The following is a 22,773-nucleotide window of genomic DNA, read 5'->3' as shown; positions in this document are numbered from 1 at the left end:
CTTACCCTGCAAACCCGATCTTCAGCACGGCGAAAAGACAGAGCGCGCCGAGAAGGAACGAGAAAAACGTGTTCAGCATCAGAAGCGAGACCTTGCGCCACTCGGAGTGGATGTAGTCCTCGATGATGATCTGCATGCCGAGTTTCATATGGACGATGCCGGAAACGACCATCAGACCCATGATGGTCGCGACAATCGGGTTGTGAAGCGCGGCGACCACTTCGGGATAGGGCTTGCCGTTGTATTTGATCAGGAAGCCGATGAAGAAGAGGAAGAGCGGAACGTTGGCGGCGGCCGTGAGGCGCTGGCGCCAGAAATGCTCGGTACCGTCATGGGCGGCGCCGAGACCGCGAACCTTCTTGAGAGGTGTGCGCATATTCATCCGACAATCTCCTCAGCGAACCAGAAAGCCGACGATCCAGATCAGGACCGTGAGCACAACCGAGGCGACGACCTGCAGCTTGGCAAGCCGGGTCGAAAGCTCCTTCTCAAGCCCGTAGCCGAAGTCCATCATGAAGTGACGGAGACCGCCCAGCATGTGATGAACCAGCGCCCAGGTGTAGCCGAGAAGAATGAGGCGACCGATCCAAGAACCGAAGATGCCGTTCACGAACTCGAAATAGCCCGGACCGGACGCCGCGGCGATGAGCCACCAGGCAACAAGGATGGTTCCGAAATAGAGAGCGCCGCCGGTGATACGGTGCAGGATCGACATCACCATCGTGGGGATCGGCTTGTAGATCTGCAGATGCGGCGACAAGGGCCGGTTATTTGTCACGTTCGCCATCGGTATCCTCTTTGGCGTTAATTGTCCGGAAGCCGCGGAAACCCAGACGGTCCGCTCCTCCTTGTGCATTGCGTCATAAGGCGACCTTTAATCCCCGGATTGCGCCCCGGCAAGCCCTGCTTATTGCCAAGTCGCACATTTAATCGATTAGCGAAAAGCCCGGTCAAGCCTCTGTATTAACCATATATTTCAATTACGCATCCGCAAACGGCCCGGATTGCCGCAAAGCGCTTCCCATCATCGACAAAAAGGTGCTTATTCGTTAACAGACCGTTAACTGATATGCCCCAACCGCCGAGGACGTCGATCAGCCATGATGACGCGTAAAAATATCTCGTTCGCCCTTCTGGCCTTGCTTGTATCCGGCGCGACCTGCGCAGAAGCCGGCGAGTTCCACCGTCACCACCGTAACGGCTGGCAGGAGGGTGCTGCCGGCGTCAACGGCCTGCCCACCCATATCCGCGGCATCGGCACCTTCGCCGGCGGCATCACGGCAACCCGCATCCACGGCAACGGCGTCTACATCGCCATCGCCCCCGGCATCGGCCGTGCTCCGGCACTGGAACCCGCGCCCCGCGCCAAGATCGTGAATGTGACGGAAGAACCGAACGGTCAGAACAGCGATCTCTGCTCAATGGATCACGGCGTTTGCGTCATCCGCCCGAAGTAAACGGAAGTCCGCTCAGGCAACAAATCGCCAGACCATCGTCTTCTTGATCTCGCTGTCCTCCAGCGCCCGTGTCACGGGAACCTGATAGGCGGCAAGCGCTTCCACCCTGTCCTTCGGCAGATAAGCCCGGCCAGGATCGCCGACAAGAACAGCGGTTCCGTTCGCAGCCAGACGCTCCAACCACGGAATCAACGCAGCCGCAAAGCTCTGGTCGTAAAACACATCGCCGGCCAGAAGAATGTCAGCGTCGAGTTCCGTTCCGACAAGATCGTCGCGGGTGTACTCCACCGCAACCCCGTTCAGTCCCGAATTGAGCGCAATCGCCGTCCCCGTCCAGGGGTCGATATCCGCCGCAAGAACCTCGCGCGCGCCAGCTTTCATCGCGGCAATCGCCACCAGCCCTGAACCGGATGCGAAGTCGACGACCCGCTTGCCGGCTACACTTTCCGGATGATCCAGAACATAGCGCGCCAGCCCCTGCCCGCCCGCCCAGGCGAAGGCCCAGAAGGGTGGCGGCAGGCCGATCTCATTGAGTTCCTCTTCCGTCTTCAGCCAGAGATCGTGCGCCTCGTCGGCCAGATGAAGCTTAACCTCCGGCACATGCGGCGGCGACATGATGCCGGTGTTTTCGAGGATGAACTGACGGGGATCGGTTTTCACAAGAGCACGTCCAGCAAAAGTGCGTTAGCGGTTTTGCGTTCGGACTGCGAAAAAACAAAGAGATAGAGCATTTCAGGTGATCCGGTTTTCATCGGAAATGCTCTATATCAGCGTGGCGGGTTGTCGAGCCCGCCCATGCGGCAGACTTCCAGCCATTCGTCTTCCGTCACCGGCTGGACGGAAAGCCGCATGGAGGTGACAAGCGACATCTTTTCCAGTGCCGGATTGGCCTTCACATCCTTCAGACTCACCGGCTTCGGCATGTCCATCACCGCACGGATATCGACACACTCCCAGCGCGGATCGTCGGTGGTGGAATCATGATGCGCCAGCGCGCAAACCTCGGCAATGCCGACGACCTCAAGCCCCTCGTTGGAGTGATAGAAGAAGCCCTTGTCGCCGATCTGCATCGCCCGCATGTTGTTGCGGGCGAGGTAGTTGCGCACACCATCCCACTCGGCGCCGTCAGCACCCTTGGCCTTCAGCATCTCGAAGGAAAACTTGAAGGGCTCCGACTTGAACAGCCAAAACGCCATGCGCCTCATGCCTCCGGATTGTTGAAGACCCAGTTGAAGGGCCGGATTTCGACCGTCTCGAAAAGGCCGGCCTTGGCATAGGGGTCCTGCGCGGCAAGCGCAGCAGCAGCGTCCGCATCGTCAGCGACGATCACCACGAGGCTGCCCATCGGCTTGCCTTCGGCATTCAGCGTTGGGCCGGCCATCTTCAGTTTGCCCTCGGCATTGATCGAGTTCAGCCATTCGACATGGGTCGGACGCGTGTCCATGCGGACCTGCAGATGATCTTTCTTGTCAGTGCACCAGAGCGCGAAAAGCATGAGCGTATCTCCTCTATTCGTTACGGATCGGACGGGTCATGAGCTGTTCCATGGCCGTACGCGTATCCAGTTTTCCATCGATAATGGCGGCAACCGCCTGCGTGATCGGCATCTCGATCCCGTGCTCGCGCGCAAGCCGCGCCGCAACAGAGGCCGCAAAGGCACCTTCCACCAATTGCCCGCCCTGCGCCGCTTCGCCGCGCGCCAGCGAAATGCCGTAGCGCAGGTTGCGCGACTGGTGGCTCGTTGCCGTCAGTACCAGATCGCCGAGGCCTGAAAGCCCGCTCACCGTCTCTGCCGATCCACCAAGCGCTGCAGCCAGACGCGACATCTCCGCAAGCCCGCGCGAAATCAGCGCCGCCCGCGCTGAATCCCCCAGCGCCGAGCCCTCGACAATGCCGCAGGCAATGGCGAGCACGTTCTTAAGAGCCCCGCCAAGCTGCACACCGATGCGATCATCGGAGGCGTAAAGCCGGAAGGTGCGGCCGGACAGCGTTTCGGCAAGCCGCGCGGCCGTCTCGATATCCGCCGCAGCAATGGTCATAGCAGTCGGCAGACCGGAAGCGATATCGGCGGCAAAACCGGGACCGGAGAGAACGGCGACCCGATGTTCAGGCAATTCGTCCTCTAGCACAGTCGTCAACAATTCGCCGGTCTCGCGCTCGATGCCCTTGGCGCACGTCACGATAATCGCATCTGCTGAAAGCGACGGCCCATAGTGCCGCGCCGCCTCGCGATGTGCCTGCGAGGGCATTGCGAAGAGCACGATATCCGCCGTCCTCAAAACATCCGGATCGGCGGTAAAACCGATCTTTTCCGACAGCGAAATTCCCGGCAGCGCCGTGTCATGTTTCCGCGTCGCCGCCAGCCGCTCCGCCATCGCGTCGTTGCGGGCGATCAGCGTCACATCCGCCCGCCCCGCCTCGGCAATCACGGTGGCCAGCGCCGTGCCGAACGCCCCCGCACCGATCACGGCCACTTTCACAAGCCCGCTCATGCCTTGGCGCCCCGCTTACCCGAACCCAGCGCCACGGCAGCGTTTTGATCCAGGGGCCAGCGGGAGCGCGGCGCGACATCGAGCCCGTCGGCATCAAAGCCTGCCGCCATGCGCTCCAGCCCTGCCCAGGCAATCATCGCCGCATTGTCGGTGCAGAGCCGATGCGGCGGCGCGATGAAGCGGAAGCGGTTCTCGGCGCAGAGTGACGTTAGAATCTCGCGCAGCACCGTATTGGCCGCCACGCCGCCGGCCACAACAAGCGCCGGCTCGGCAACGCCCGGAAACTCTTCCCGAAACCGCTTCAGTCCACGACCTATTCGTTCCTTCAGCGTTCGCGCCACCGCATGCTGGAACGAGGCGCAGATATCGGCAATATCCTGCTCGCTCACCGGCGCGATCTCTTCCGCCGCCATGCGCACCGCTGTCTTCAACCCTGAAAACGAAAAGTCCAGCCGCGCCTCACCGACCAGCGGACGCGGAAAGGCAAACCGCTTGGAGTCACCCGATTTCGCCGCCTTCTCCACCGCCGGTCCGCCGGGATAAGGCAGGCCAAGCAGCTTCGCGGTCTTGTCGAACGCCTCGCCCAGCGCATCGTCAATCGTCGTGCCCCAACGCTCGTAGTCGCCGACGCCCTTGACCAGAACAAGCTGCGTGTGCCCGCCGGAAACCAGCAGCATGAGATAGGGAAATTCCACTCCATCCGTCAGCCGCGCCGTCAGCGCGTGACCTTCCAGATGGTTGACCGCATAAAGCGGCTTGCCGGACGCATAGGCAATCGCCTTACCCGTCATCAGCCCGACGATCAGCCCGCCGATGAGCCCCGGCCCGGAGGTCGCGGCAATTGCGTCCATGTCCTTCAGGCCTTTGCCCGAGCGGGTCAGTGCCTCCTCGATCAGCGTATCGAGCGCCTCGACATGGGCGCGGGCCGCAATTTCCGGCACGACGCCCCCATAGGCCGAATGCTCGTCGAGCTGGCTGAGAACGACATCGGCAACGATCTCGCCACGACCGTCCGGATGGCGCACGACGACGGAAGCGGCGGTTTCGTCGCAACTCGTTTCGATGCCAAGGATGGTCAGCGGTCGGGACAATTTGACTTCGTTCATTGCGGGCTGCGTCAAACCTGTTTAGAGCAAGTCCAGAAAAAGTGCGAAGCGGTTTTTCGTCCGGAATTGCGCGAAAACAAAGAGATTGAGCGCTTCGGGCAATTTCTTTTTTGCCGGAAACGCTCTAGCTAGCTTCCCGGTAACAACGGACAATTCGGAATGCAAACGAAACCTTTCAGGATCGGCACGCGTGGCAGCCCGCTGGCGCTGGCACAGGCTTACGAGACCCGCAGACGGCTGATGGAGGCACACAGCCTGCCGGAAGAGATGTTCGAAATCGTCATCCTCTCGACCCAGGGCGACCGCATCCAGGACCGTGCGCTCGCGGCCATCGGCGGCAAGGGCCTCTTCACCGCCGAACTGGAAGAGCAGCTGGCAGACGGCCGGCTCGATCTGGCAGTGCATTCCTCCAAGGATATGCCGACGCTTTTGCCGCAGAGCCTCTATATCTCGGCCTTCCTGCCGCGCGAGGACGTGCGCGACGCCTTTGTCGGCAAGGTTGCCGCCAAGCTCATGGAAATGCCCTCCGGCGCACTGGTCGGGACCGCCTCGCTGCGCCGTCAGGCGCTGATCCGGCGGCTCCGCCCCGATCTGAACGTGACCATTTTCCGCGGCCAGGTCGACACGCGCCTGCGCAAACTCGCCGATGGCGAGGCAGATGCCACGCTGCTCGCGCTTGCCGGCCTCAACCGTCTCGGCAAGGCGCATGTGGCGACCGAAATCCTCGATCCGGAGCACTTTCTGCCCGCCCCCGCCCAGGGCGCGATCTGCATCGAAAGCCGTGTCGGCGACAAGCGGACGGACGATCTGATTGCCGCCATCAACGATCCCGCCACATGGACGACCGTCGGCTGCGAACGCGGCTTCCTGGCAACCCTCGACGGCTCCTGCCGCACCCCGATTGCCGGTCTTGCGAAGGTCGAGGGCGACCATATCGCCTTTCACGGCATGATCCTGACGCCCGACGGCTCCCGCTTCCATGAAATCCGCGCCGAGGGCAAGGCGAGTGACGCCACAGCCCTTGGCCGCCGCGCCGGCGAAGAGATCCGCGACAAGGCCGGCCCCGGCTTCTTCTCCGACTGGAGCTGACATGCGCGTCCTCGTGACACGGCCGGAAGCGAGCGCCGTGCGCACCGGGGAGCGGCTGAAAGCTTTGGGACACGAACCGATTTTTCTGGCGCTCTTTGCGGCGGTGCACGATCCCGAAGGCGTGGCGCGGGCACACACCTGCGGTGAGGTCGCGGCTGTTCTCGCCACAAGCGCAGAAGCGATCAGGGCTCTTGGCTCGGCCGGCGAACTCGCCGGCAAACCCCTCTTCGCCGTGGGGAAGACGACGGCCAAAGTTGCAGCAGACGCCGGATTTTCGCACGTCGAAGCCGCCGATGGAGACGGCGCTGCGCTCGCCGCCGTCCTGCGTGAACGCTTTCCAGGCGAAACCAAGCCCGCGCTTCTCTATCTTGCCGGCGAACCCCGCTCGCCGCGTCTGGAACAGGAACTGGCGGCCGCGCGTTTTCCGGTCAAGGTCATCGTCTGCTACAGGATGCGGCCAGTCAATGTGACGGGGGACATTTTGCAGGCTGCATTTGAGCAACGGCCCGAGGCCGTGCTTCTCTACTCTGCAGAGACCGCCCGCAGGTTTTTCGAACTCAGTGAATCATTCCTTAAGGAGAGACAGGATATCCATTTCCTATGTCTCAGCCCCGCCATTGCCGAGGCCGTTCCGGCAGCGATGAGAGGACAAGCAAGATATGCCGTACGGCCCGATGAACGGAGCCTGTTTGAACTTTTGTAGCAGTCTCGCCATCAAATACCCGCGAAGGGGTTTTCTGAACTGAAAAGCCTGATTACCTTTGCGCCGAGAAGAGAATTGAAGAGGTCGCCATGTCCAACGGAAACCCGCCGCGCCGCTCCCGCAAATCCGAGGAGCCGCAGACAATCGACCTTGAGGCCGAACGGATCGTGACACCTTCGGACGACGCGGCGAAACCGGAAGCCGCAGTCGAAGCAGCAGCGGCGTCCGAAGCGCCCACCGAAAGCGCTGCAGCGTCCGAACCTTCACCAGATCCCGTAGTTGAGCCTGCCCCGCAGGCCGCACCCTCCAGCGAAACCCCCTCATCAACCGAAAAGCGTGGCAGCGGAGGCGGTGGCGCCGGCCTGATTGCGGCAGGCATCGTCGGCGGCCTCGTTGTGCTCGTCGGGGCAGGTGCCGCGCAATATGCCGGCTTCGTCCCCAATCTGGGGCCTGCCCAGAAGATTCAGCTGCCGGACTATGCCGGCCAGATCGCGGGCCTTCAGCAGAAACTCGCAGACGTCGAGAAAAAGGCTGCCAATCCGCCGGTCACTAATCTCGCGCCTGTAGAGGATCGCCTGAAGAATATCGAGACCGCCATGTCGAAACTGCCCGTCGGCGACCTGACCGACGTGCTCGCCATCAAGGGCAAGCTCGACGAGACCGCCGGAAAGATGGACAAGGTCGACGCGCAGATGGCCTCTGTCGCCAACCGCCTTCAGCAGACCGAAGCCAAGGTCAACGCGCCGCGCGACGACGTCGATGTTGCCCGCGCCATCGCCTCAGCCGGTCTCAAGGCAGCGATAGATCGCGGCGGACCGTTCCAGGCCGAACTGCAAACGCTGGCGAGCGTCGCTCCGAATGATGAAGCCGTCGCCGCCCTGCAGGCCTTCGCGGCCAAGGGCGTGCCGTCACGTTCCGACCTCATCAAGCGCTATCCGGACGCCGCCGACCAGATGCTCGCCGTGCTGAACAAGCCCGTTGCCGGCCAGAGCCTCAGCGACCGCCTGTTCAAAAGCGCCTTCTCCGTCATCAAGGTTCGCCCTGTGGGTAATGTCGAGGGCACGAGCCCGGACGCCATCATCGCCCGTATCGGCGACAAGCTGCAGGGCAGCGACTTGGCCGGCGCGCTCAGGGAATGGGATACGCTGCCGGATAACCTGAAAGCGGCGGACCAGGACTATCATGCCGCGCTGGAAGCGCGCGTGAAGGTTGAGGCGCTTGTCGCCCAGGCGCTCGAACATGCAGTCAAGACGACCGGCAAGCGGGGGTAAGCGACGAAGATGCTCAAGTTACTCGGTTTCGTACTCCTCGTCCTCGCCCTCGCCTGGGGTTTCGCATGGCTGGCCGATCGTCCCGGCGACCTCACCATCGTCTGGCAGGGTCAGCAGATCGAAATGAGCGTCATGGTCGCAGTGACCCTGATCGTCGCGCTAATCGCGGTCATCATGTTCATCTGGTGGCTCATTCGCACGATCTGGACCTCGCCACGCTCGATCAACCGCTATTTCCGCGCCCGCAAACGCGATCGTGGCTATCAGGCGCTCTCCACCGGCCTCATTGCCGCCAGCGCCGGCGATGCCGCGACGGCGCGCAAGATGAACGCCCGCGCCAAGGGCCTCTTGAGCGCCGATCAGGAGCCGCTGATCCATCTTCTGGAAGCACAGGCAAGTCTCATCGAAGGCCGCAACGATGAAGCCCGCCGCAAGTTCGAGCAGATGGCCGAAGACCCGGAAACCCGCGAACTCGGTCTGCGCGGCCTCTATCTGGAGGCCAAGCGCCTCGGTGCAGACGAGGCAGCCACGCAATATGCCGAACGCGCTGTTGAAAAGGCTCCGCACCTGCCCTGGGCTGCCGAAGCGACGCTTGAAGCCAAGATGCGTCTCGGCCTTTTCGACGACGCTCTGAAACTGCTGGAACAATATCGCCTCTCGGGCGCGATGGGCAAGGACGAGGCCAACCGCAAGAAGGCAGTCCTGCTGACCGCCAAGGCGGCTGCCGCCCTCGACGGCAACCCGAAGGCCGCCGGCGACGATGCCCAACACGCGCTGCGTCTGGAACCGTCGCTGATCCCGGCTGGCATCGTGGCCGCCAAGGCGCTCTACCGCGAGAACAACCTGCGCAAGGCCTCCGCCGTTCTCGAGCGCCTCTGGAAGGCCGCCCCCCATCCGGATGTCGCAATCTGCTACGTCCATGCGCAGGGCAATCTGACATCGGACGAACGCCTGCGCCGAGCCATCAAGCTCGAAACGGCCCAGCCGGAAGCCTATGAATCACTCTACGCCGTTGCCGCTGCCGCCTTCGACATGCGCGACTTCCGGACCGCCCGAGAAAAGGCGGAAGCCGCAGCCAAGCTCGACATGCGCGAAAGCGTCTTCCTGCTTCTGGCCGATATCGAAGAGGAAGAAAGCGGCGATCAGGCCCGTATCCGCCACTGGATGTCGATGGCCCGTCGCGCCCCCCGAGATCCCGCCTGGATCGCCGATGGCTTCGTGTCGCAGGTCTGGCTGCCGCTCTCGCCGGTCACAGGCCGCATTGACGCGTTCGAATGGCGCAAGCTCGAGCGGCAGGCCGGCACGGCGATCGAGCACGAGCCGCTTACGGCAGAAGCCGCCTTCCTGTCGCTGCCGCCGGCCAATACGCCGCGCCCGGCGCCCCAAGCCTCGGAAATCCACGTCTTCGGCGAGCCGGAACCCACTTCGGTCAAGACCGAACCGACACCTTCGCCCCAATCCGCGGCCAAGCCCGTTAACAGTGAAACGTCCGGAAAGAACACTTCTCGCCCGGCCGCCAGACCGGCAAAGCCGGCACAGGACGAAGATGAAAGCAAGGCCTGGGCAGCCGTCGAGCCGTTCTTTGGCAGGCCACCGGACGATCCGGGCGTCAAGGCGCCTGCGGCACCCGTCGAAGATAGCAAGACACGTCTGAAGCTTTTCTAAGGAGTGAGATTTCAAGTGTTTGAAACGATCGTCTCATTCCTGCAGGAAATCGTCGGCGGGACAGGCCCTGCTGATGAGGAGGTCACTGAGGTCCGCGTCGCGGCCGTGGCGCTCTGCAATCAAGTCATGGCCGCCGACGGCAAGGTGACGCCGGAGGAACGGGCCATCGTCGCAGACGTCTTCAGGACGCGTTTCGGACTGGAAGGCGCGAGACTCAATGCGCTTCTGGAGGCGGGCGATCGCGCGGAGAAGAATGCCGTGGACTTTTTCCAGTTCACCACCGTTCTCAAGCGCGAATTGCCGATCGAGAGGCGCAACGCCTTCGTCGGCCTGCTCTGGGACATTGTTTATGCAGACGGTGAAAAGTCAGAAGTCGAGGATCACGTCATCTGGCGCATCGCCGATCTTCTCGGCGTCGAAGGCCGCGAACGTGTGGAACAGCGGATCGCTGCAGAAAGGCGCGCCCGCGAGAGGCGCACATTAAACAGCTAAAGCAATTCCAGAAAAAGCGTGTAGCGGCTTTTCGTCCGGAATTGCGTGAAAACAAAGAGATAGAGTGTTTCAGGCTATTCCGGTTGCGCCTGAAACGCTCCAGTACCTCAATGCTCCTCAACCGGAGCATCGAGACTGTCAATCTGGCGTAGTTTCGGAAATGACAGCGCCCAGATCACGGCAACGGCGAGCGTGCCGACCCCTCCAACCACCACAGCCGGCACCGCGCCGATGAGTGATGCCATCGTGCCGGCGCGGAACTCGCCCAGTTCGTTCGAGGCTCCCACAAAAACCATGTTCACCGCGTTCACGCGCCCGCGCACTTCGTCGGGCGTCCAGAGCGCTATCAGCGTCTCGCGAACATAGACGGAGATCATGTCCGCAGCCCCCATGACCGCGAGCGCAACCACCGAGAGCCAGACCGACGTCGACAGGCCGAACACCACCGTGCCGGCTCCGAAGACGGCAACGCCGACGAACATCAGCATGCCGGCACGATGCCTGATCGGGAAACTCGCAAGCAGGATCGCGGTGACGATGGCACCCACGCCGGGCGCGGAGCGAAGCAGGCCGAGCCCCCAGGGGCCTACGGTCAGCACGTCGCGGGCGAAGATCGGCATCAGAGCGGTCGCGCCACCGAGCAGAACGGCAAATAAGTCGAGCGAGATCGCGCCTAGAACGATCTTCTCGGACTTGATGAAGCTGAAACCGGCGAGCAACGAGGTCCATGTCGGTTTTTCGCGCGACATGCGCTGCGCGGGCTTCGGGATCATGATGACGAGAACCGAGCTCACGAGCAGCAATGCCAGCGCGACCGCATAGGCAATGTCGGCGCCCAGCCCGTAGAGCAGGCCGCCTGCGACGGGCCCGATGATGGTGGCCGCCTGCCAGGACGAGGAATTCCAGGCCACGGCGTTGGACAGGTCTTCCGGCGGAATGAGATTTGGCGCAAGCGATTGCACCGCAGGCGCCATGAAGGCGCGCTCCAGCCCGAAGAGCAGCATGACGATAAAGACCGGCATGGGCGAGAAAGTAGCCGTCAGCGTCATGCCGAGCAGTAGCGCGGTGGCAACGGAAGCCACGAACATGCAGGCCGAGACGATGACGCGCCGATTGTAGCGGTCGGCGACCGACCCCGTCACCAGCACCAGCGCCAGCGACGGCAGAAACTGGAAGAGGCCAATGAGGCCCAGATAGAACGGGTTCTTCGTCGCGTCATACATCTGCCAGCCCACTGACACGCTGACGATCTGGGTCGCGAAGGATGTGAGAAAGCGTGAGAAGAAGAACAGCGAATAAGAACGATGACGGAATGCGGCGAACCGGTGCACGGGGGTGACGGTATCGGACATGGAGTAGTTTTCCTCGGCGGCAGGACGCCGCCATTAAGCATGTTGACGGGGATGAAAGACCCGCCCTTGCCCGTTTAGTCGCCAAAGACTACATAACTGTCAATCGAAAGATTGGAGCGGATTATGCTGGCGGTTATCGCGACCCTGAATTTCATTATCAATATCATCTGGTTCCTGGTCATTGCCTCGGCGATTTTTTCCTGGCTCTATGCTTTCAACGTGATCAACACGCGCAATGAAGCCATCAACATGATCGGCCGTTCGCTCTACCAGGTCACGGAACCGATCTACCGCCCGATCCGCAAGATCCTGCCGAACATGGGCGGTCTTGATCTGTCGCCGCTCGTCGTGCTGGTCATCCTGTTCTTCCTGCAGCAACTGCTGAACACGACGATTGCCTCTGCACTGCTCGGCGGCTGATGGGCGAAGCCTTACCCTTTCAGGTCAATTCGGATCACGTCCGGCTTTCGGTGAAACTCACGCCGAATGCCGGGCGCGACGGCATTGATGGCGCCGAAACGGGCGCAGACGGCGAAACGCTGCTCAAGGCCCGCGTGACAGCCGTGCCCGAACAGGGCAAGGCCAACAAGGCGCTGATCGAACTGCTGGCCAAGTCCCTCAAGCTGCCGAAATCGTCGATCTCCGTGATTTCCGGCGACACGGCGCGCAAAAAAATCCTCCGCATCGACGGCGATACGGAGGAGATTGCTACGAAGCTTCAAGCGCTTCTGGAGCGCGCGTAGCGCTCTTACTTGGACTTCTTGTAGCGTTCGATCGCTTCCACGATGAGGCGCTTGGCGACGTCAACGTCCTGCCAGCCGCCGATCTTGACCCACTTGCCGGGTTCCAGATCCTTGTAGTGTTCGAAGAAGTGCTCGATCTGCTTCAGCGTGATTTCCGGCAGGTCCGTGTAGTTCATGACCTTGTCGTAACGCTGCGTCAGCTTCGGAACCGGAACGGCCAGGATCTTCTCGTCCTTGCCTCCGTCGTCTTCCATGATCATGACGCCGATCGGGCGAACATTGATCACGCAGCCGGGGATCAGCGGACGTGTGTTGCAGATGAGAACGTCGACCGGGTCGCCGTCTTCGGACAGCGTGTGCGGGACGAAGCCGTAGTTACCCGGATAGGTCATCGGCGTGTAGAGGAAGCGGTCGACGATGAGCGCGCCGGCTTCCTTGTCCATTTCGTACTTGATCGGGTGACCGCCAACCGGCACTTCCACAATCACGTTGACGTCGTCCGGCGGGTTCTTGCCGATAGAAATTGCATCGATACGCATTCATCCATCCCTTATGGCGGTGATTTCATCGGCTGTGTCGATAAAGGCAAATGCATTGCAACGCAACATGGCCGATGGGCTATGTTTAACACGGCGACGCGGGGCGGCGGCTGGCGCAAGCCCGTTCGCTTCGATAGAGTTTCCGCGGGGATATTTCGGGGAAGACACCATGCATGCGGGATTTGCGCTCTTCATTCTGGCAACGTTTGCCGCTGGGACGGCCTCCGCCAATTCGAGCGTCTACACAAAGCTCGATCTCGACAATTGCAAGAAGCTCTCGAGCGGCGAGGCGGGCGGACGCATGAAATGCGCCGGATACAAATCCTATCCAGTCTATTTCGCTGAAGACGATCTGCGCCAGAGCCTGCGATATGGACCGGCGGCCAAGGATCTCATTGAGGACAGTTTCGAGACCTTCGCGCAGTTCAACAATATCAACATGACCATCGAGTGGCGGCTGGACGACGCAGGCAAACCCGTTGCCGCAATCCAGCGATGGTTTACCGACAACCCGGACCCCAACACCGGAGCCTCGTCGCCGAAGAATGCCGGACAGGTTCTGGTCGTCTCCCGCGTCGCACAGCCGGACGACGGTCTCTCCTGCGTCGTCGGCTATGTCGATGCGCTGGCCAATCCGAACGCCAACGATCTCGCCCGCAAGCTTGCGGACGACAATGCGAGCGACTTCGCCTGCGGCTATACCGAACCGATGTGGGTGGGGACCAAGGGACCGAAGGCCGGCACGCCCAGCAACCATCTGCCGGACCGCCTCAAGGCCGAGTGATCAGTTCCAGAGGAAGCCGAGCTTCTTCAGCGCCGCGCCGCCGAAATCTTCCGTGCCCTCGACGGCATCAACCCCGCCGTGATTGCGGAAAAAGCGGATCGTCAGGTCGCAATCTTCCAGGCACCAGGCAACCATCCCACGATAGCCCAGCGAAGAAAGCAGCGAGCGGCCCTCCGCAAAGAGGCGTGAGCCAAGGCCGATGCCTTGATATTCGGGTTTCAGATACAGCTCGTAGATCTCACCCTCTTGCGCAAGACCGCGCGCCCGGTTCTGGCCGATCGTCGCATAGCCGGCGATTTCGCCCGCAACTTCCGCCACGAGAAGCGTTGCCGGCCCGCGAGATGCGATCCGCCACCAGCGCTCACCGCGGCGTTCGATCATTTTGGTCAATGGCTTGTGAGGGATCAGGCCGGCATAGGTATGCTGCCAGGATTGGCGGTGCGCCTCGGAAATTGCGCGCGCATCCTGGGGGTCGGCCCGCCTGATATCGATCGTCAACGTCTTCATAACGCCACTCGTCCTACGCAAAACTCGGGAGATATGGGGCCACATTACCGACCCAATCCCCTTGAACGCCATGGCCATCATAGCCATCGCAGACCTTACCCACAAAAGATGCGCAAACTGCCTCCCAAAGGGTCACGTCTGAAAGGAATTTAACGCTATTTTAACCACGCCCGCAAGCGCGTGAATCGACGAGTCTCGCCTAAAATGCCCTGCCCGCGACCAATCGCCCAAACCTCACCAATTTGTATAGTTCCGGAAAGGCGCCTGTGAAGAGCGGCAGGCAATCTCCTTCTCGTCAACAAGGGCAGCTCGCAACGAGCCGCCCGATCGAAACCGGAGATACGCCATGAACCGCGCACAACAGATTTTTCTCGCAGCAGCCCTCGCACTCGGCCTGAGCGGCGGCATCGCGACTGCAGCCCCGATGAACGACTACTTCCCGACATTCGCCAGCGCATCGGATGTTCAGGTCGTCATCCTGGACGCCCAGGCAAAGGCCAACAAGGAATACAAGTTCATGACGGCGCAGCCGGAGATCTACGCGGCTGAAGCCAAGGCCATCATCGCCAAGACCCCTGCTCTTGCTGCCAAGTTGCGCAGCATGAATGTCCAGATCAACAACGTCGCGGGCATCGTGAGCTCGGAAGACGGCACCTACTCCGTCCTTCTTCGTTGATCGGTCCTGCGGGATCCGCAATGCCCGTCAAACCGCCCGGCCGTGGAGGTCGGGCGGTTGAAAGCGTCTTGAGATACGGAGACCGCGTCTCCGGTTCACGAACGCTCCTGATGACCCGACCGCAAAAGCGCGAGCCCCGCGAAGCGAGATTCTTACGGAATTGTATGTCAGCGGGAAGCTTCACGACAGAAATCCGTGGCAGATTGCCAAGATCACGAAAGTCGGGACAGAAGAACATGCGCATACTGGTCATCGAAGACGATGAGAAAATGTCCGCCTTCGTCGCCAAGGGGCTGACCGAAGCAGGACACGTCTGCGACACGTTTCGCGACGGCCGGGACGGGCTTTTCCAGGCGACCCAGGACCGCGATCACTACGATGTTCTGATCGTCGATCGCATGCTACCGGGTCTCGACGGACTTTCGCTGGTCCGGGCCGCGCGCGCCGCGCAGATCAAGACTCCGGTTCTCTTCCTGACCGCCATGGGCGGCGTCGATGACCGGGTCGAGGGACTGGAGGCCGGGGCGGACGACTATCTGGTCAAACCCTTCGCCTTTTCCGAACTGCTGGCCCGCCTGAACGCGCTGGCCCGTCGCCCGCCTGTGCAGGAGCAACGAACCGTTCTCAAGGTTGCCGACCTCGAACTGGACCTCGTGCGCCGCAAGGTGCAGCGCGCGGGACAGCATATCGATCTCCAGCCACGCGAATTCGTTCTGCTGGAAACCCTGATGCGCGCCGAAGGCCGAGTGCTGACGCGCACCATGCTGCTCGAAAAGGTCTGGGACATCCATTTCGACCCGCAGACAAGCGTGGTCGAGACCCATATCAGCCGGCTGCGGACGAAAATCGACAAACCCTTCGAGTTGCAGCTCCTGCACACCGTGCGCAACACCGGATACAGCCTCCATGTACCCAGCTAATTTCTGGCGCAGCACCCCGTTCCGGCTGGCGGTCGCCTATGCGTTCCTGTTCATGACGTCGTCTTTCCTGGTCTACGCGGTGACATACGAAATTCTGCGCCGGGAACTCTATGCCACGCTCGACGCCTCCGTGACGGAAACGTATTCCGTCATGCAATCGACCTATTCTCCCGGCCGCGTCGAAGACCTCGTGAAGGCCATGGAAACCTACAGCAATCTCGAACAAGGCTATCCGAGCGTCTTCTATCTCGGCACGCCGGAGGGCCAGCGCCTGGCGGGAAATGTCGCGACATTCAAGACCGGAAGCAGTCTCCAGACGGTCACGGGTGAAGAGCTCGGACTATCGACGCGTAATCGCTACAGGGTTCTGACAGGTACGATCGATGGGAGGCCGCTGCTGATCGGCCAAAGCGTGGAGCAGACCGAAGCATTGGCGGAGATCGTCTTCTCCAGCTTTGCCTGGATGGCGCTCGCAACTTCGCTTCTGGCGATCATCGTGGGCGTCTTCCTGGGACTTCGCGCGCAGGCGCGCATCCAGAACATCGCCCGCACGATGAACGACATTTCCGATGGTCAGTTTACCAAGCGCGTGGAGATCTCCGGTCGGGGCGACGACATCGATGTCATCGCCGGGCAGATCAACGAAGCGCTGAATCGTCTGTCGGATCTGATGACCGGCATGAAACAGGTGAGCGTCGATATCGCCCATGACCTGAAGACACCGCTCAACCGGTTGAAGGTTATTCTCGAGGAGGCAGCAATCCGCGAGGAAAACGGGCATGCCGTGGGAGAGCAACTGCAGGAAGCCCTGGCGGAAAGCGACAGGATCAACGCGACATTCCAGGCGCTTCTGCGCATCTCGCAGATCGAAGCAGGCGCCCGCAGGTCGCGCTTCATCCAGCTGGACCTCAGACAGGTCCTGGAGAATGTCGCCGAGATCTTCTCGGGCGTTGCCGAAGACAATGGGCAGTCCGTTTCCTTTGAGGCTCCGCCGGATGCAACCTTCCCCATCGAGGGCGACAAGGAGTTGCTGACCCAACTCGCCGTCAATCTCGTGGAGAACGCCATCAATCATTGCCCGGCCGGCACCCGCATCGTCGTTTCGCTCGAGCGCCGCAAGGAGGGTTATGTGGCGATTGTCGCGGATGACGGTCCCGGCATTGATGAGAGCGAACGCGAAAAGGTGTTCCGGCGGCTCTATCGGCTCGACAAGAGCCGGAATTCGCCGGGTAACGGCCTTGGCCTGAGCATGGTCAAGGCGATTGCCGATCTCCACGGGCTGAGCGTGAAGATCGAAGACAACCGGCCCGGCGCCCGCTTCGTGCTCAGCCAGTTACATTACAGAGTGTGCTGAAGCGCAAGGGCTCAGCTCTCGTCTCCCTCCAGTTTCGGCGACAGCAGACGCAGGGCGTTCATCGTGACCAGCACTGTCGCGCCCGTGTCGGCAAGAATGGCAGGCCACAGCCCCGTGATGCCGATCACCGTCGTCACAAGGAACACGGCCTTCAGGCCGAGCGCGATGGTGATGTTCTGGCCGATATTCGCCATGGTGTTTCTGGAAAGCTGGACCATCCTTGCAATGTCAGCCACCCGGCCATGAAGGACAGCCGCATCGGCCGTTTCCAGAGCGACATCCGTGCCGCCGCCCATGGCAATCCCGATATCGGCGGCGGCAAGCGCGGGCGCGTCGTTGATGCCATCCCCCACTTTGCCGACAACAAGCCCCTGAGCCTTCAATTCGCCGACGATCCGCTGCTTGTCTTGCGGGAGAAGCTCTGCGCGGACATCGCCCATGCCGAGTTGCGCAGCGATCGCTTCTGCCGTTCGGCGATTGTCGCCCGTCAGCATAACCGTCTTGATGCCGAGTGCTTTCAGCGCCTGCAGGCCCTGGCGGGCATCCGGGCGCGGCTCGTCACGCATGGCCAGGAGGCCGGAGATTTCAGATCCCCTGAGCAGAACCGATACGGTCTTGCCCTCCTCATGCAGCGACTGAATGCGCCGCTGCAGGTCCTGGGGCAAAACTACCTTTTCCCCGGCGGCGCGCGGCGATCCGAGGAAGACTTCGCGGCCATCCACGGTGGCGGTCACACCCTTGCCCCCAATGGCCTGCGCCTGCGAGGCGGCAGGAACGGCAACCTGATCCGCTTCGGCTCTGGCCAGGATGGCTTGCGCGAGTGGATGGCTTGAACCTGTTTCCAGCGCTGCCGCCAAAGCGAGAACCTCACCTTCCCCCGCGTTCCAGGCAACGATATCGGTAACCTTGGGCTTTCCTTCCGTCAGCGTGCCGGTCTTGTCGAGCGCCACCGCCGAAAGCTTGCCAAGTCCTTCCAGCACCGCGCCGCCCTTCATCAGAAGGCCGCGCCGCGCTCCGGCGGACAGGGAGGCAGCGATGGCAGCCGGGGTCGAGATGACCAGTGCACAGGGGCAACCAATCAGCAGCACCGCGAGGCCCTTATAGATCCATTCGGCCCACGGCGCGCCAACGGCAAGCGGCGGAACCACTGCAACAAGGGCGCCGACCAGCAGAACACCCGGCGTGTAATATTTCGAGAACCGATCGATGAAGCGCTCTGTCGGGCTCTTGGATTCCTGCGCCTCTTCAACCAGCTTCACCACGCGCGCAATCGTGTTGTCGGCCGCGGCTGCCGTGACCCGCACCTTGAGCACAGCCTCGCCGTTGATCGTTCCGGCAAAGACGGCGGCGTCCTTCTCCTTGCGCACGGGAACGCTTTCGCCGGACACCGGCGCCTCATTGATGGCGCTCGCACCTTCCAGGATGACCCCATCCGCGGCAAGGCGATCTCCCGGCCGGACGACAATGATCGAACCGACGGAAAGCGTGTCTGCCTGAACCTCACGCGTGCGCCCGTTCTCTTCGAGCAGCGCCGTCTTGGGCACCAGCGTTGTGAGCGACTGGATGCTGGCACGGGCGCGCCCGGCGGCAATGCCCTCAAGAAGTTCGCCGACCAGGAAGAGGAAGACAACCGCTGCGGCCTCCTCGCTCGCATGGATGAGGACCGCACCCACGGCGGCGATGGTCATGAGAGTTTCAATCGTGAACGGAATGCCGGCAAGGGCCGCCGAAAGCGCACGCCTGGCGATCGGCACGAGACCAATCAGCATGGCGGCAGCAAACGCGTAGGCGGCGATCGACGGCACGGCATGACCAACGACATAGGCGACCGCCAAAGCTCCACCGCTTGCCATCGTCAGAACCGCCTTCCGGGAACGCCACCAGGGGCCATCCGACGACGCTCCATGGTCATGGCCATGCAGCCCGAGCGCCTCGGGCACGCCACTATCGTGAGCAGCATGGGAATGGCCGGCGTGCCCATGATCGTGCCCGGCATGATCGTGGGGCGGGTGACCGGAACTTCCGCAGGCATGTGGGTGCACATGGGCATGATCGTGGCCACAACCGCAGCTCGGCTCGGCATGGTCGTCTGCACCGCCGTTCGATGTGATGGCTGCGTTAACCGCCATTGCATCCTTGGCCTGGACACCGTAACCAAGTTTCCGAACCGTCTTTTCAACCGCGGGGAGTGTTTCGTCACCGTCGTAGTTGACGATCATTGTGCCGGCCGTTGCGGAAACGGATACATCGACGATGCCCGGCAGCTTTCGCACCGCCGTGTCGATCTTTGTTGCACAGCCGGCGCAATCCATGCCTTCCACACGATAGCGCATTTTGCCCGAGGTCGTCGCCATGATGGTCTCCTTGCCTTCTTTTCCCATGGCTACACCCTCTAGCGACTGGAGGATCAAGACATGATTTCGGAGATTTTTCGGCATCGAACGTTCTGTATCACCGGGAACGTCATATGTGACAACCGATCATCCTTCCGGCGCTCGGACAGGTCTTTTGCGCAAGACGACCCTGAAAGGGGCTGCCCGCGACGCTGCGGCGGCGGGAGCGATGCAGGTTCCGGCCTTGTCAAGGAACAGATACTCTTGACTCTTTTCGGACTTCCCTATTAAGAATTCATTATACATGTTTTCATTGGAGTATATTATAATGTTCAAATATTCCGTAGCGGCGGCCGTAGCCGGTCTCGCGCTCTCGACCCTTCCCGTTCAGGCCAGCACCAATTCGGTTGTTGCAGGCTGCTCGGCTGGTGGCAATTGCGTCGCGCTTGTACAGGCTGAGATTGCTCGTTACCGCGGCACTCCCGCCCAGAAGGATCGCGCAATCGCTAACCTCGTCGCAGCACTCGCTGGCGTGGCAAACGGTTCGAACGACAAGGCAATCGCAGGTGCCATCGCGTTTGCAGGCTCGCAGTCTTCGAACAGCGGCCAGCAGCAGCAGATCGCGCAGATCGCAAACACCGTCAGCACCGGGGCACCCCAGACCACCACGGCTGCAGTTGCCGGCCAGCAGGCCAGCGCCAACTGAGTTAGCCTGCCTGCTGGCTTGACGCAGCTTCGTCGGGCGGCACTTATTGGCTCTATATGATGGACCCGTTTTCCGGGTCCATCCCTCACAAATTTTTCCATATTTGTTGTCAGGTGGATTTCCTTTCCACAAGACGGCGGCCGTTTTTGGCCTCAGTCTATCTATCGAGCGATCATTTTATATTTTTTGATTTTTCTGAAATGAACATCTGGAGCGACCTTTGACTTTCCAGACCGGATTTGAAAACGTCTTCAGTCCTGAATTGCCTCGCAGGCGCAAGACGCGGAACACCCCGAACAGAACGCGAGGCGATGTCGTTATCCGCGAGGGCGACCTCGGGAGGAAAATACATTTCATCGCCAAACGGGTGATGGATGTCGTGGTTTCGCTGTGCGCGCTTATCGTTCTGGCGCCGCTGCTGGTCGGCGTGGCTCTGGCGGTCAAGGCCACGAGCCGCGGGCCCGCCTTCTTTTCGCAACAGCGTTGGGGCAAAGACGGTCAAAAGATCAGGGTCTACAAGTTCCGCTCGATGTATACGGATCGCTGCGACGCGACCGGGGTCGCGCAGACAACCGAGGACGACCCGCGCGTGACGCCCCTCGGCAGGGTTCTGCGGAAGACGAGCATCGATGAGCTTCCGCAGCTCTATAATGTCCTGCGTGGCGACATGTCGCTCGTTGGACCGCGCTGCCATGCCATCGGCATGAAGGCAGCCGGCAAGCTTTACGAAGAACTTGTACCCGGCTACCACGCACGCCACACTGTGCGCCCCGGCATCACCGGTCTTGCGCAGGTGCGCGGCTTCCGCGGCCCGACCGATACGCCCTCGGTATCCCGCGCACGCATTGCCTACGACCTGCAATATATCCGCTCATTCTCCATCTGGCTCGATATGCAGATTCTCGCGCTGACGGTTTGGACCGAACTGCGTGGTGGCAAGGGCTTCTGAAGTCCGGCCACCTACACAAGACACCTCACATCTGGCTGCGTGAAGGCAAGGGGCAGGAGGTGCTGCGCCCTTTTGACACAAATCGATCCGATCGTTACGATTTTATCGATCTCAATAATCCGTCCTCAAGCTCCTTCGGCTAACTTGCTCTCAAGCGAAACCTTCTTCGCAAAAGAGATGTGAACCCAAGCATCCGGAAAAGAGGCGGACATGTTGAAGTCTTTTCTGATCGCGTTTTCGGCAGTTGCGTCAGTGACGCTTTCTCTGGTGGGGGAGGCAAACGCCTTCGGAACCGCCTCAGCCGCACGCGCAATGGCGCCGAGACCTGCCGATATGAAACCGGCGGGGCCGAAGCTCGGCCATGCGCCGCCGCTGCAGTTCCAGATTTTCTGCCTGCAGAACCCGGCCGATTGCCGGCGCACCCGCCTGACATCCATCGCATATGACGAGCGAACCAGGCATCTGCTTGCCGAAATCAACAATCAGGTCAACAGCCAGATCAAGCCTCGCGCCGACAAGGGGCGGGATGTCTGGACAATCTCCAGCACATTCGGCGATTGCGACGACTATGCGATCACGAAGCGACACAAGCTGATCCGCGCAGGTTTGCCCGCATCGGCGCTGCGGATGGCCGTCGTGCGCACGCCAAAGGGCGAAGGCCACGCCGTTCTCGTCGTCAAGACGAGCGCGGGCGAATTCGTCCTCGACAATCTGCGCAGCATGATCGTGTCGCGACAGGAGAGTGGCTATCGCTACCTCACCGTCGCCTCTGACGATCCACACCGTTGGAAAGGCTAACTTGACCGCACCCGGCGGCAGCTTGATCTTTCCATGCAAGAAACGGCATATCACAACAGGCTGACACCAGTCTTCCCGGACCGAGGCAGCCATCATGCGATCCCGCGTTTTCCGGGACCGCACATCATTTTCAAGAGAGCATAATGTCGAAGTCCCCTTTTCATTTTGTCGCCATCGGACTGGCCGCTCTCGGATTTCTGACCGGCACCGCATTGTTTCGAACCGAGTCCGCCGTGTTGACCTACGGGGGCGCGGAAAACGCAGTCCTGCAGGACGGTATATTCGACGGCTCGGTCAGCCTGGGCTATTCCGCCTATGCAGATCAGAGATTGCTGTCGGCCTGTCTCGCGGGCATGACCGGCGTGCGCAGACTGGCCAACACGGCGGAAGACAATCTACGCTTTGCCGGCCATTGCAGGTCCATCGCAGACGCAGCTATCGAGCGCGTCCCCCTCTCCTCCTTCGCCTGGTGCGTCAGAGCCCAGACAAGCGCCTTACTTGGCGATTTCGCGGCGATGAACAGTGAACTGCGGAAATCTCGTGAGCTTGGCAAATATGAGGGATGGATCGCCCTGAACCGCAACCTGATTGCCGAAGAAAACTTCGCCAGTCTCGACGCCGACGCCAGGACCGGAAACGACGCCGACCTCGCCATCATGGCGACCAGCCAGACGGGCATCGCAGCAATCAGCCGGCTTTATCGAGCCGATCCGGAATTCCGCGAGCGCATGAGCAAGATCGCCTCTGGACTGCCCGCCGACGCCCAGGATCGTTTCGTCTACGAACTGAAACGGGGCCTGGGTGCAGGCTGAGCCGAATTTCGGGCATTGCACAATA

At 61.3% G+C, this 22,773-nt stretch carries 27 protein-coding genes; 16 read left to right on the top strand and 11 right to left on the bottom strand.

Annotated elements, in window-relative coordinates:
• Position 1: 1 nt before the first annotated feature.
• Positions 2-382 carry a succinate dehydrogenase, hydrophobic membrane anchor protein gene (sdhD, locus tag ABID16_RS13810; RefSeq protein ID WP_354556939.1) on the bottom strand — a complete coding sequence of 127 codons (381 nt, stop codon included), beginning with the start codon at positions 380-382 and terminating at the stop codon, positions 2-4.
• Between the two features lie 12 nt (positions 383-394).
• Positions 395-787, bottom strand: coding sequence for a succinate dehydrogenase, cytochrome b556 subunit (sdhC, locus tag ABID16_RS13805; RefSeq protein ID WP_354556938.1), 393 nt, complete (start codon positions 785-787; stop codon positions 395-397).
• Between the two features lie 313 nt (positions 788-1,100).
• Between sdhC and ABID16_RS13800 the strand changes: the two genes are divergently transcribed.
• Positions 1,101-1,457: a hypothetical protein gene (locus tag ABID16_RS13800; protein WP_354556937.1), complete on the top strand. Its 357-nt coding sequence runs from the start codon at positions 1,101-1,103 to the stop codon at positions 1,455-1,457.
• Between the two features lie 12 nt (positions 1,458-1,469).
• On the opposite strand, the gene ABID16_RS13795 is transcribed toward ABID16_RS13800, so the two are convergent.
• The 5 genes from ABID16_RS13795 to tsaD all read right to left on the bottom strand — a co-directional run bounded on the left by ABID16_RS13795 (position 1,470) and on the right by tsaD (position 5,055).
• Positions 1,470-2,117, bottom strand: a complete 648-nt coding sequence (locus ABID16_RS13795) for a class I SAM-dependent methyltransferase (RefSeq protein ID WP_354556936.1) — start codon at positions 2,115-2,117, stop codon at positions 1,470-1,472.
• A gap of 107 nt (positions 2,118-2,224) precedes the next feature.
• Positions 2,225-2,653: an EVE domain-containing protein gene (locus tag ABID16_RS13790; protein WP_354556935.1), complete on the bottom strand. Its 429-nt coding sequence runs from the start codon at positions 2,651-2,653 to the stop codon at positions 2,225-2,227.
• A gap of 5 nt (positions 2,654-2,658) precedes the next feature.
• Complete coding sequence (locus ABID16_RS13785; RefSeq protein WP_354556934.1) at positions 2,659-2,952, bottom strand: YciI-like protein; 294 nt, start codon at positions 2,950-2,952, stop codon at positions 2,659-2,661.
• A 13-nt stretch (positions 2,953-2,965) separates the two neighbouring features.
• Positions 2,966-3,949, bottom strand: coding sequence for an NAD(P)H-dependent glycerol-3-phosphate dehydrogenase (locus tag ABID16_RS13780; protein ID WP_354556933.1), 984 nt, complete (start codon positions 3,947-3,949; stop codon positions 2,966-2,968).
• A complete protein-coding gene (gene tsaD, locus ABID16_RS13775; protein WP_435532419.1) occupies positions 3,946-5,055 on the bottom strand; it encodes a tRNA (adenosine(37)-N6)-threonylcarbamoyltransferase complex transferase subunit TsaD in 1,110 nt (369 codons plus the stop codon). The genes ABID16_RS13780 and tsaD overlap by 4 nt, the downstream gene beginning before the upstream one ends.
• A gap of 159 nt (positions 5,056-5,214) precedes the next feature.
• Here tsaD and hemC point away from each other — a divergent pair, with 159 nt between their 5' ends.
• From hemC to ABID16_RS13750, 5 genes are all read left to right on the top strand, one after another.
• Positions 5,215-6,144, top strand: coding sequence for a hydroxymethylbilane synthase (gene hemC, locus ABID16_RS13770; RefSeq protein ID WP_354556932.1), 930 nt, complete (start codon positions 5,215-5,217; stop codon positions 6,142-6,144).
• Position 6,145: 1 nt separating this feature from the next.
• The gene (locus tag ABID16_RS13765; RefSeq protein WP_354556931.1) at positions 6,146-6,847 is read left to right on the top strand and encodes a uroporphyrinogen-III synthase; all 702 of its coding nucleotides are present in this window, start codon (positions 6,146-6,148) and stop codon (positions 6,845-6,847) included.
• Positions 6,848-6,936: 89 nt separating this feature from the next.
• Entirely contained in the window at positions 6,937-8,118 is a 1,182-nt protein-coding gene (locus ABID16_RS13760) for a COG4223 family protein (protein ID WP_354556930.1), read from the top strand.
• A gap of 9 nt (positions 8,119-8,127) precedes the next feature.
• Complete coding sequence (locus ABID16_RS13755) at positions 8,128-9,783, top strand: heme biosynthesis HemY N-terminal domain-containing protein (protein WP_354556929.1); 1,656 nt, start codon at positions 8,128-8,130, stop codon at positions 9,781-9,783.
• A gap of 15 nt (positions 9,784-9,798) precedes the next feature.
• Entirely contained in the window at positions 9,799-10,275 is a 477-nt protein-coding gene (locus ABID16_RS13750; RefSeq protein ID WP_354556928.1) for a tellurite resistance TerB family protein, read from the top strand.
• Between the two features lie 107 nt (positions 10,276-10,382).
• Here ABID16_RS13750 and ABID16_RS13745 read toward each other — a convergent pair whose 3' ends face one another.
• A complete protein-coding gene (locus ABID16_RS13745) occupies positions 10,383-11,627 on the bottom strand; it encodes an MFS transporter (RefSeq protein ID WP_354556927.1) in 1,245 nt (414 codons plus the stop codon).
• Positions 11,628-11,750: 123 nt separating this feature from the next.
• Between ABID16_RS13745 and ABID16_RS13740 the strand changes: the two genes are divergently transcribed.
• Both ABID16_RS13740 and ABID16_RS13735 read left to right on the top strand, forming a co-directional pair.
• Entirely contained in the window at positions 11,751-12,047 is a 297-nt protein-coding gene (locus ABID16_RS13740; RefSeq protein ID WP_230830761.1) for a YggT family protein, read from the top strand.
• Positions 12,047-12,370, top strand: a complete 324-nt coding sequence (locus tag ABID16_RS13735) for a DUF167 domain-containing protein (protein WP_354556926.1) — start codon at positions 12,047-12,049, stop codon at positions 12,368-12,370. The genes ABID16_RS13740 and ABID16_RS13735 overlap by 1 nt, the downstream gene beginning before the upstream one ends.
• Positions 12,371-12,375: 5 nt before the next feature.
• Here ABID16_RS13735 and ppa read toward each other — a convergent pair whose 3' ends face one another.
• Positions 12,376-12,909, bottom strand: coding sequence for an inorganic diphosphatase (gene ppa / locus ABID16_RS13730; protein WP_230830764.1), 534 nt, complete (start codon positions 12,907-12,909; stop codon positions 12,376-12,378).
• A 169-nt stretch (positions 12,910-13,078) separates the two neighbouring features.
• Here ppa and ABID16_RS13725 point away from each other — a divergent pair, with 169 nt between their 5' ends.
• Complete coding sequence (locus tag ABID16_RS13725) at positions 13,079-13,693, top strand: hypothetical protein (RefSeq protein WP_354556925.1); 615 nt, start codon at positions 13,079-13,081, stop codon at positions 13,691-13,693.
• Here ABID16_RS13725 and ABID16_RS13720 read toward each other — a convergent pair whose 3' ends face one another.
• Positions 13,694-14,200 (bottom strand): GNAT family N-acetyltransferase, encoded by a 507-nt coding sequence (locus tag ABID16_RS13720; protein ID WP_354556924.1) that lies wholly within the window; start codon positions 14,198-14,200, stop codon positions 13,694-13,696.
• 346 nt (positions 14,201-14,546) lie between these two features.
• Between ABID16_RS13720 and ABID16_RS13715 the strand changes: the two genes are divergently transcribed.
• The 3 genes from ABID16_RS13715 to ABID16_RS13705 all read left to right on the top strand — a co-directional run bounded on the left by ABID16_RS13715 (position 14,547) and on the right by ABID16_RS13705 (position 17,150).
• Positions 14,547-14,876 (top strand): hypothetical protein, encoded by a 330-nt coding sequence (locus ABID16_RS13715; RefSeq protein ID WP_354556923.1) that lies wholly within the window; start codon positions 14,547-14,549, stop codon positions 14,874-14,876.
• Between the two features lie 236 nt (positions 14,877-15,112).
• Entirely contained in the window at positions 15,113-15,796 is a 684-nt protein-coding gene (locus ABID16_RS13710; protein ID WP_354556922.1) for a winged helix-turn-helix domain-containing protein, read from the top strand.
• Positions 15,783-17,150, top strand: a complete 1,368-nt coding sequence (locus ABID16_RS13705) for a sensor histidine kinase (RefSeq protein ID WP_354556921.1) — start codon at positions 15,783-15,785, stop codon at positions 17,148-17,150. Before ABID16_RS13710 ends, ABID16_RS13705 begins: the two co-directional genes overlap by 14 nt.
• Positions 17,151-17,161: 11 nt before the next feature.
• On the opposite strand, the gene ABID16_RS13700 is transcribed toward ABID16_RS13705, so the two are convergent.
• Complete coding sequence (locus tag ABID16_RS13700; RefSeq protein ID WP_354556920.1) at positions 17,162-19,504, bottom strand: heavy metal translocating P-type ATPase; 2,343 nt, start codon at positions 19,502-19,504, stop codon at positions 17,162-17,164.
• 307 nt (positions 19,505-19,811) lie between these two features.
• Here ABID16_RS13700 and ABID16_RS13695 point away from each other — a divergent pair, with 307 nt between their 5' ends.
• From ABID16_RS13695 to ABID16_RS13680, 4 genes are all read left to right on the top strand, one after another.
• On the top strand, positions 19,812-20,189 hold the full coding sequence (locus ABID16_RS13695) for a hypothetical protein (RefSeq protein ID WP_354556919.1): 378 nt from the start codon (positions 19,812-19,814) through the stop codon (positions 20,187-20,189).
• Positions 20,190-20,508: 319 nt separating this feature from the next.
• Positions 20,509-21,138: a sugar transferase gene (locus tag ABID16_RS13690; protein WP_494337802.1), complete on the top strand. Its 630-nt coding sequence runs from the start codon at positions 20,509-20,511 to the stop codon at positions 21,136-21,138.
• Between the two features lie 210 nt (positions 21,139-21,348).
• Positions 21,349-21,936, top strand: a complete 588-nt coding sequence (locus ABID16_RS13685) for a transglutaminase-like cysteine peptidase (RefSeq protein ID WP_354556917.1) — start codon at positions 21,349-21,351, stop codon at positions 21,934-21,936.
• A gap of 143 nt (positions 21,937-22,079) precedes the next feature.
• Positions 22,080-22,748, top strand: a complete 669-nt coding sequence (locus tag ABID16_RS13680) for a hypothetical protein (RefSeq protein WP_354556916.1) — start codon at positions 22,080-22,082, stop codon at positions 22,746-22,748.
• Positions 22,749-22,773: the final 25 nt, after the last annotated feature.

Source organism: Limnomicrobium aquaticum (assembly GCF_040545545.1).
Lineage (GTDB): Bacteria > Pseudomonadota > Alphaproteobacteria > Rhizobiales > Rhizobiaceae > Ensifer_A > Ensifer_A aquaticum.
Note: the sequence above shows the minus strand (reverse complement) of the source record. Positions and strands in the feature narration are given on the sequence as shown.

What these genes read in the sequence shown, in the direction of transcription:
- sdhD (WP_354556939.1), bottom strand. Translation starts at nt 382, where the DNA reads ATGAATATGCGCACACCTCTCAAGAAGGTTCGCGGTCTCGGCGCCGCC.
- sdhC (WP_354556938.1), bottom strand. Translation starts at nt 787, where the DNA reads ATGGCGAACGTGACAAATAACCGGCCCTTGTCGCCGCATCTGCAGATC.
- ABID16_RS13800 (WP_354556937.1), top strand. Translation starts at nt 1,101, where the DNA reads ATGATGACGCGTAAAAATATCTCGTTCGCCCTTCTGGCCTTGCTTGTA.
- ABID16_RS13790 (WP_354556935.1), bottom strand. Translation starts at nt 2,653, where the DNA reads ATGGCGTTTTGGCTGTTCAAGTCGGAGCCCTTCAAGTTTTCCTTCGAG.
- ABID16_RS13785 (WP_354556934.1), bottom strand. Translation starts at nt 2,952, where the DNA reads ATGCTTTTCGCGCTCTGGTGCACTGACAAGAAAGATCATCTGCAGGTC.
- ABID16_RS13780 (WP_354556933.1), bottom strand. Translation starts at nt 3,949, where the DNA reads ATGAGCGGGCTTGTGAAAGTGGCCGTGATCGGTGCGGGGGCGTTCGGC.
- tsaD (WP_435532419.1), bottom strand. Translation starts at nt 5,055, where the DNA reads ATGAACGAAGTCAAATTGTCCCGACCGCTGACCATCCTTGGCATCGAA.
- hemC (WP_354556932.1), top strand. Translation starts at nt 5,215, where the DNA reads ATGCAAACGAAACCTTTCAGGATCGGCACGCGTGGCAGCCCGCTGGCG.
- ABID16_RS13765 (WP_354556931.1), top strand. Translation starts at nt 6,146, where the DNA reads ATGCGCGTCCTCGTGACACGGCCGGAAGCGAGCGCCGTGCGCACCGGG.
- ABID16_RS13760 (WP_354556930.1), top strand. Translation starts at nt 6,937, where the DNA reads ATGTCCAACGGAAACCCGCCGCGCCGCTCCCGCAAATCCGAGGAGCCG.
- ABID16_RS13755 (WP_354556929.1), top strand. Translation starts at nt 8,128, where the DNA reads ATGCTCAAGTTACTCGGTTTCGTACTCCTCGTCCTCGCCCTCGCCTGG.
- ABID16_RS13745 (WP_354556927.1), bottom strand. Translation starts at nt 11,627, where the DNA reads ATGTCCGATACCGTCACCCCCGTGCACCGGTTCGCCGCATTCCGTCAT.
- ABID16_RS13740 (WP_230830761.1), top strand. Translation starts at nt 11,751, where the DNA reads ATGCTGGCGGTTATCGCGACCCTGAATTTCATTATCAATATCATCTGG.
- ABID16_RS13735 (WP_354556926.1), top strand. Translation starts at nt 12,047, where the DNA reads ATGGGCGAAGCCTTACCCTTTCAGGTCAATTCGGATCACGTCCGGCTT.
- ppa (WP_230830764.1), bottom strand. Translation starts at nt 12,909, where the DNA reads ATGCGTATCGATGCAATTTCTATCGGCAAGAACCCGCCGGACGACGTC.
- ABID16_RS13725 (WP_354556925.1), top strand. Translation starts at nt 13,079, where the DNA reads ATGCATGCGGGATTTGCGCTCTTCATTCTGGCAACGTTTGCCGCTGGG.
- ABID16_RS13720 (WP_354556924.1), bottom strand. Translation starts at nt 14,200, where the DNA reads ATGAAGACGTTGACGATCGATATCAGGCGGGCCGACCCCCAGGATGCG.
- ABID16_RS13715 (WP_354556923.1), top strand. Translation starts at nt 14,547, where the DNA reads ATGAACCGCGCACAACAGATTTTTCTCGCAGCAGCCCTCGCACTCGGC.
- ABID16_RS13710 (WP_354556922.1), top strand. Translation starts at nt 15,113, where the DNA reads ATGCGCATACTGGTCATCGAAGACGATGAGAAAATGTCCGCCTTCGTC.
- ABID16_RS13705 (WP_354556921.1), top strand. Translation starts at nt 15,783, where the DNA reads ATGTACCCAGCTAATTTCTGGCGCAGCACCCCGTTCCGGCTGGCGGTC.
- ABID16_RS13700 (WP_354556920.1), bottom strand. Translation starts at nt 19,504, where the DNA reads ATGGCGACGACCTCGGGCAAAATGCGCTATCGTGTGGAAGGCATGGAT.
- ABID16_RS13695 (WP_354556919.1), top strand. Translation starts at nt 19,812, where the DNA reads ATGTTCAAATATTCCGTAGCGGCGGCCGTAGCCGGTCTCGCGCTCTCG.
- ABID16_RS13685 (WP_354556917.1), top strand. Translation starts at nt 21,349, where the DNA reads ATGTTGAAGTCTTTTCTGATCGCGTTTTCGGCAGTTGCGTCAGTGACG.
- ABID16_RS13680 (WP_354556916.1), top strand. Translation starts at nt 22,080, where the DNA reads ATGTCGAAGTCCCCTTTTCATTTTGTCGCCATCGGACTGGCCGCTCTC.